The 6332-nt window shown below is 71.2% G+C and carries 7 protein-coding genes; 3 read left to right on the forward strand and 4 right to left on the reverse strand.

Going from position 1 to position 6332, the window contains the following annotated elements:
* From AWZ10_RS19945 to AWZ10_RS19955, 3 genes are all read right to left on the reverse strand, one after another.
* Positions 1 to 285: biotin/lipoyl-containing protein (locus tag AWZ10_RS19945; RefSeq protein ID WP_324618244.1), on the reverse strand; the 285-nt coding region annotated here is incomplete at its 3' end.
* A 60-nt stretch (positions 286 to 345) separates the two neighbouring features.
* Positions 346 to 1734 carry a dihydrolipoyl dehydrogenase gene (lpdA, locus tag AWZ10_RS19950; RefSeq protein ID WP_046708726.1) on the reverse strand — a complete coding sequence of 463 codons (1389 nt, stop codon included), beginning with the start codon at positions 1732 to 1734 and terminating at the stop codon, positions 346 to 348.
* 288 nt (positions 1735 to 2022) lie between these two features.
* On the reverse strand, positions 2023 to 3549 hold the full coding sequence (locus AWZ10_RS19955) for a leucyl aminopeptidase (protein ID WP_060891724.1): 1527 nt from the start codon (positions 3547 to 3549) through the stop codon (positions 2023 to 2025).
* Between the two features lie 505 nt (positions 3550 to 4054).
* Here AWZ10_RS19955 and AWZ10_RS19960 point away from each other — a divergent pair.
* Genes AWZ10_RS19960 through AWZ10_RS19970 form a run of 3 tightly spaced genes read left to right on the forward strand, consistent with a single transcriptional unit; the run spans position 4055 to position 6101 of the window.
* Entirely contained in the window at positions 4055 to 4564 is a 510-nt protein-coding gene (locus AWZ10_RS19960; RefSeq protein ID WP_052769743.1) for a hypothetical protein, read from the forward strand.
* Positions 4561 to 5295, forward strand: a complete 735-nt coding sequence (locus AWZ10_RS19965) for a spherulation-specific family 4 protein (protein WP_079104408.1) — start codon at positions 4561 to 4563, stop codon at positions 5293 to 5295. Before AWZ10_RS19960 ends, AWZ10_RS19965 begins: the two co-directional genes overlap by 4 nt.
* Positions 5292 to 6101: an endo alpha-1,4 polygalactosaminidase gene (locus AWZ10_RS19970; protein WP_046707877.1), complete on the forward strand. Its 810-nt coding sequence runs from the start codon at positions 5292 to 5294 to the stop codon at positions 6099 to 6101. The genes AWZ10_RS19965 and AWZ10_RS19970 overlap by 4 nt, the downstream gene beginning before the upstream one ends.
* On the opposite strand, the gene AWZ10_RS19975 is transcribed toward AWZ10_RS19970, so the two are convergent.
* A partial coding sequence (locus AWZ10_RS19975) for an adenosylcobinamide-GDP ribazoletransferase (protein WP_208618534.1) occupies positions 6102 to 6332 on the reverse strand: 231 nt, incomplete at its 5' end.

Genomic DNA, 6332 nt, shown 5'->3' on the forward strand with positions numbered 1-6332 from the left:
CGGAGCCTCCTCGGCGGCGGGGGCCGGGGCGGCGGCGGGCGCGCCCGTGCCGTCGTCGATCAGCGCCAGCTCGGCGCCGACCTCGACGGTCTCGTCCTCGGCGACCTTGATGGACGCCAGGATGCCGGCGACGGGGGAGGGGATCTCGGTGTCGACCTTGTCGGTCGACACCTCGAGCAGCGGCTCGTCGGCCTCTACGCGCTCACCCTCGGCCTTCAGCCAGCGGGTGACAGTGCCCTCGGTGACGCTCTCGCCGAGCGCCGGAAGGGTTACGGAAACCGCCATGGTTTCTGTTGCTCCTTAACGATTGCGGAAGTCTGGATCGTCGCTTCGTCGACCGAGGGGTCAGTCGTGCGAGTGCAGCGGCTTGCCCGCGAGGGCCAGGTGGGCCTCGCCGAGCGCCTCGCTCTGCGTCGGGTGGGCGTGGATGAGCTGGGCGACCTCGGCGGGGAGGGCTTCCCAGTTGTAGATCAGCTGGGCTTCGCCGACCTGCTCGCCCATGCGGTCGCCGACCATGTGGACGCCGACCACGGCACCGTCCTTGACCTGGACGAGCTTGATCTCGCCCGAGGTGTTGAGGATCTTGCTCTTGCCGTTGCCCGCGAGGTTGTACTTCAGAGCGACGACCTTGTCCGCGCCGTAGATCTCCTTGGCCTTGGCCTCGGTGATGCCCACGGAGGCGACCTCCGGGTGGCAGTACGTCACCCGCGGCACACCGTCGTAGTCGATCGGAACGGCCTTCAGGCCGGCCAGACGCTCCGCCACCAGGATGCCCTCGGCGAAGCCGACGTGCGCGAGCTGGAGCGTCGGGACCAGGTCACCGACGGCGGAGACGGTCGGGACGTTCGTCCGCATGTACTCGTCGACCAGGACGTAGCCGCGGTCCATGGCGACGCCCTGCTCCTCGTAACCCAGACCCTGGGAGACGGGGCCGCGGCCGACGGCCACCAGCAGCAGCTCGGCCTCGAACTCCTTGCCGTCGGCGAGGGTGACCTTGACACCGTCCTGGGTGTACTCGGCCTTCGAGAAGAAGGTGCCCAGGTTGAACTTGATGCCGCGCTTGCGGAAGGCGCGCTCAAGAAGCTTGGAGGAGTTCTCGTCCTCGAGAGGGGCCAGGTGCTTCAGGCCCTCGATGATCGTGATGTCGGTGCCGAAGGACTTCCAGGCGGAGGCGAACTCGACGCCGATGACACCGCCGCCGAGGACGATCGCCGACTTCGGCACACGGTCCAGGACGAGGGCGTGGTCCGAGGAGATGATGCGGTTGCCGTCGATCTCCAGGCCCGGCAGCGACTTCGGCACGGAGCCGGTCGCCAGCAGGACGTGACGGCCCTGGACGCGCTGGCCGTTGACGTCGACGGAGGTCGGGGAGGACAGGCGGCCCTCACCCTCGATGTAGGTGACCTTGCGGGAGGCGATGAGCCCCTGCAGACCCTTGTACAGGCCGGCGATCACGCCGTCCTTGTACTTGTGCACGGCGGGGACGTCGATGCCCTCGAAGGTGGCCTTCACACCGAACTGCTCGCTCTCGCGGGCCTGGTCGGCGATCTCGCCCGCGTGAAGCAGGGCCTTCGTGGGAATGCATCCCCGGTGCAGGCAGGTGCCGCCGACCTTGTCCTTCTCGATCAGGGCGACGTCCAGGCCCAGCTGAGCCCCGCGCAGGGCCGCGGCGTAACCACCGCTACCACCACCGAGGATCACTAGGTCGAAAACGGTGCTGGCGTCGTTCGCCACGTCACGTCCTCCATGCATGTACGCCGTACGCCGGTCGTCCATGACCGCGCGGCGGCTGGTGTCCGGCCGCTCTTCTTCGGCCCTGTGGTGGGGGCCCTGTCCTGCCGAGCCCCATCTTCGCACTTGTCGGGAGGGAACGAGACGCCGGGCCGGGGTGTGAGACACCACACGCTCAGATGTGACGAAGCCGTGGGGCAACGCCCCGAAGGGGCGCGGGGAACCGCGCGATCGGCCACAGCCGGTCCGCGGTCCCCCGCGCCCCTCAGGCGCCGAGCTCCTGGGCGACCATCACCCCAGGTCGCCGGAGGCGGCCCGCTCGGCCAGCCGCACCAGGGTCCGCACCGCCGTCCCGGTCCCGCCCTTCGGCGTGTACCCGAAGGGACCCCCCTCGTTGAAGGCCGGCCCCGCGATGTCCAGGTGCGCCCAGGTGATCCCCTCGCCCACGAACTCCTTCAGGAACAGCCCGGCGACGAGCCCGCCGCCGTACCGCTCACCCATGTTCGCGATGTCGGCGGTCGGGGAGTCCATCCCCTTGCGCAGGTGGTCCGGCAGCGGCATGGGCCACGCCGGCTCCCCCGACTCCTCCGCCGCCTCGTGCACCGCGGAGCGGAACGCGTCGTCGTTCGCCATGATCCCGAACGTCCGGTTGCCCAGCGCCAGCATCATCGCCCCGGTCAGCGTCGCCACGTCGACGATCGCGTCCGGCTTGTCCTCGGAGGCCTTGGCGAGCGCGTCGGCCAGCACGAGACGGCCCTCCGCGTCGGTGTTCAGCACCTCCACCGTCTTGCCGCTGTACATGCGCAGCACGTCACCCGGGCGGGTGGCGGAGCCGGACGGCATGTTCTCGGCGAGGGCGAGCCAGCCGGTGATGTTGACCTCGAGGCCCAGACGCGCGGCGGCGACGACCGCGGCGAACACGGCGGCCGCACCGCTCATGTCGCACTTCATCGTCTCGTTGTGCCCGGCGGGCTTGAGCGAGATGCCGCCCGAGTCGTAGGTGATGCCCTTGCCGACGAACGCCAGGTGCTTCTTCGCCTTGGAGCTGGTGTACGACAGCTGCACCAGCCGGGGCGTGGCCGCGGAGCCCGCGCCGACGCCGAGGATGCCGCCGTAGCCGCCCTTGGCGAGCGCCTTCTCGTCGAGCACGGTCACCTTGATGCCGTGTTCCTTGGCCGCGGTCTGCGCGACGGCGGCGAAGGCCTCCGGGTCGAGGTCGTTCGGCGGCGTGTTGATGAGGTCGCGGGCGCGGTTCAGCTCCTCGGTCACCGCGATCGCGCGCTCGGCGGCCGCCTTGTGGGCCTTGTCGCGGGGCTTCGCGCCGAGCAGGGTGATCTCGGCGAGCGGCGCCTTGCCGTTCTTCGCCTTCGGGTCCTTGCCGTTCTCCTTGTACGCGTCGAAGGAGTACGCGCCGAGCAGCGCGCCCTCGGAGACGGCGCCCACGGCGTCGGCGTCCTCGACGGGCAGCGTGAACGCGGCCTTCTTCGTACCGGACAGGGCGCGGGCGGCGGCACCAGCCGCGCGGCGCAGCGCCTCCGCGCCGAACGAGGCGTCCTTCTCGGGCACCGCGCCGAGGCCCACCGCCACCACGAGCGGCGCCTTGAAGCCGGACGGCGCGGGCAGCTTCGTCACCTCGCCCTCCGCGCCCGAGGCGCCGAGGGTCTCCAGGAGGTCGGCCAGCTTGCCGTCGTAGGCCTTGTCCACGGCCTCGGCGCCCGGCGCGATGACCGGTCCCTTGGCGCCCTTCGCGACACCGACCACGATCGCGTCGGCACGGAGACCCGGCGCGGCGGCGGTGCTGAGAGTGAGAGCAGTCACGGTGGTGAAATCTCGCTTCCGATTGAGTTTCGGTGGCCGAACGGATGGGGCGACGTGCCGAGAACGAGCCTAGGCCCTTGTTCGGCCCATCGGACCTGGGGCGTGGGTCGCTTGCGCTCTCGCCGTCCGTATGGCGTCCGCTGCGACCAGCCTCCCCGACTTTCCGCTCCGGACGTGCAGGGAGATCCCCATGTCTTCGGCATAGGGGGATCCCTTATCGCCGTGGCCCGAGTCGCGGTTCCATGGTCCTCGCGCGTAGCGCCGACGGTCTGCGCGCGTAGCCTCGGCAGCCGATTTCGATCACTCCTGCGGGCGTTCACCCCTGTGCGGCTTCATGGTCACTTTCGTGCTTCATATGCCATGACCTGGGTCACACTCGTCCCGCCGGTGAGTGATCAGCTCATCGGTTTGCATCATTTCCACGGATTCCCCACGGCGCGCGATTCACTCCGGCCGCGCGGGAACTGCTCGGGGGAGGCGCGAACATGGCGCACAGTGTGCCCGCGTGGAGAGGCGCCGCCGCGGTCGTGGCGAGCGCGAGCCTGCGGCCTCGCCCCGGCTCCGCGCCTCCCTCCCGTACGTCTTCTTCGGCCTCGGCACCGGCGTGCTCGTGCTGTACGCGGCGCTCGGGGACGTCAGCACCGACGAGCAACGCGGCGCCGTCGCCACACCCGCCGCCGTGGCGCTCACGCAGTACGGGCCCCGCCGAATGGCTGCCGTACCGCTTCCGCGGCGGAGCACTCGCCGCACTGCGCTCCACCAGCGCACCGGGCGCCTTCCGGCGGGCCTGCTCCTGCTGGGCGCGTTGCCCTGGACCGGCCTGCTGCTCCTGTCCTTCGGCGCCGTCCCGGGTGTCGCCGCCGTCTGCTGCGCCGCCGCCCTCGCGCAGACCCTCGCGCTGGTGGCATGTCCGGGCGACCCACAGGGGATCGGCCTGCTCGTGTACGGTGTCGCGGCCGCACTTCAGGCGTGCCTGGTCCGCGGACTACTGGGAAGGGCGACGGCTCACCGATGACAGCGGAGAGAACAGCACGTCAGGAGAGTGGACGGGCCGACATCCCCGCCCGCCCGTCCCACCACTCCCTCCTGGTCCCCTACTACGAGCACCCCCGCGACCGCCCCGCCGAATGGGACGCGCTCGTCTCGGCCGCGCCCCGCCTCTACGGCGTCGTCCTCAACCCGGCCAACGGGCCGGGCGACGCCCCCGACCCGGCGTTCATCCAGGTCGCGGGCCGCCTGCGGGCGGCAGGCGTACGGCTCCTCGGGTACGCCGACACCGGCTACGGCCGCAGACCCGTCACCGAGGTCGTCCGCGAGCTGACCCGGTACCAGGCCTGGTACGGCACCGACGGCACGTTCCTCGACCAAGTGGCCGCGGAACTGGGCGGGTTCGACTACTACCGGCGGCTCGCGGCGGCCGTCCGGGGCGCGGGCCATGCCACCCTCGCCCTCAACCACGGCACCCCGCCGCACCCCGCGTACGCCCGCATCGCCAACCTCGTCGTCACTTTCGAGGGCAGCTGGGAGACGTACCGGGAACAGCCGCCCGAGCCGTGGCCCGGTGGCAGCGGCAGCGGCAGCGGCGGTCTCGGCGTGCGGGTGTGCCACCTGGTGCACGGGGTCCCGCCGGACACCGACGTCGGCGGCCTCGCCCGTACCCGGGGCGCCTCCGTCCACTGCGCGGTGCCCGGCGTGGGGGATCATCCCTGGGGTACCTTGCCGCACGCCCTGGAGCCCACCCGATGAGCCGCGTCCTCGCCCGCAGCGCCCTGCTGTCCCTGCTCCTCCTCACGGCGGGGTGCACCGCCGCTCCGGACGACAAGCCGGGCGACGGCGGGGAGACCGGAGGGGGAGCCCGCTGGCGGCCGGAGCCCGGCACGGCATGGCAGTGGCAGCTCAGCGGGCGCCTGGACACCTCCGTCGACGTCCCCGTGTACGACATCGACGGCTTCGACCACTCCGCCGACACGGTCGCCGAACTGCACGACGACGGCCGCAGGGTGATCTGTTATCTGTCGACCGGCGCCTGGGAGGACTGGCGCCCGGACGCCGACGCGTTCCCGAAGTCGGTCCTGGGGAAGGGCAACGGCTGGGAGGGCGAGCGCTGGCTCGACATCCGCGCGACCGACGTCCTCGAACCCCTGATGGCCGCCCGGATCGACATGTGCGCGGAGAAGGGCTTCGACGCGGTCGAGCCGGACAACATGGACGGCTACCGCAACAGGAGCGGCTTCCCCCTCAAGGCTGCCGACCAGCTCCGCTACAACCGCCTCATCGCCCGCCTCGCCCACGAGCGGGGCCTCGCGGTCGGCCTGAAGAACGACCTCGACCAGATCCCGGAACTCGTCGACGATTTCGACTTCGCCGTCAACGAACAGTGCGCCCAGTACGAGGAGTGCGACGACCTGACCCCGTTCATCGAGGCCGGCAAGGCGGTCTTCCACGTCGAGTACGAGATGAGAACGGGCGACTTCTGCCCCGAGGCCCGACGCCTGGAGCTCAGCTCGCTGCTGAAGAAGTGGGAGTTGGGGGTGTGGCGGAAGGCCTGCTGATCACCCGAGGGTGAACACCAGGAGCGCCGCCGTCGCCGCGGTCTCCGCCAGGCCGCCGAACACATCACCGGTGACGCCGCCGAACCGCCGTACGCAATGGCGGAGCAGGAGTTCGGCGGCACCGCAGGCGAGGACGACCGCGAGGACCGCGCGGCCGAGGTCGTACGGCCCGAGGAGCGCCCCCGCGCCCGCCGCCGCGCACCCGACCAGGACGGCCACGAGAGCTGCGGC

The sequence above is a fragment of the Streptomyces europaeiscabiei genome, assembly GCF_001550375.1.
Lineage (GTDB): Bacteria > Actinomycetota > Actinomycetes > Streptomycetales > Streptomycetaceae > Streptomyces > Streptomyces europaeiscabiei.

Bases quoted from the DNA above. Each gene is read 5' to 3' on its own strand.
- AWZ10_RS19970 (WP_046707877.1), top strand. From the start codon at position 5,292: ATGAGCCGCGTCCTCGCCCGCAGCGCCCTGCTGTCCCTGCTCCTCCTC.
- AWZ10_RS19965 (WP_079104408.1), top strand. From the start codon at position 4,561: ATGACAGCGGAGAGAACAGCACGTCAGGAGAGTGGACGGGCCGACATC.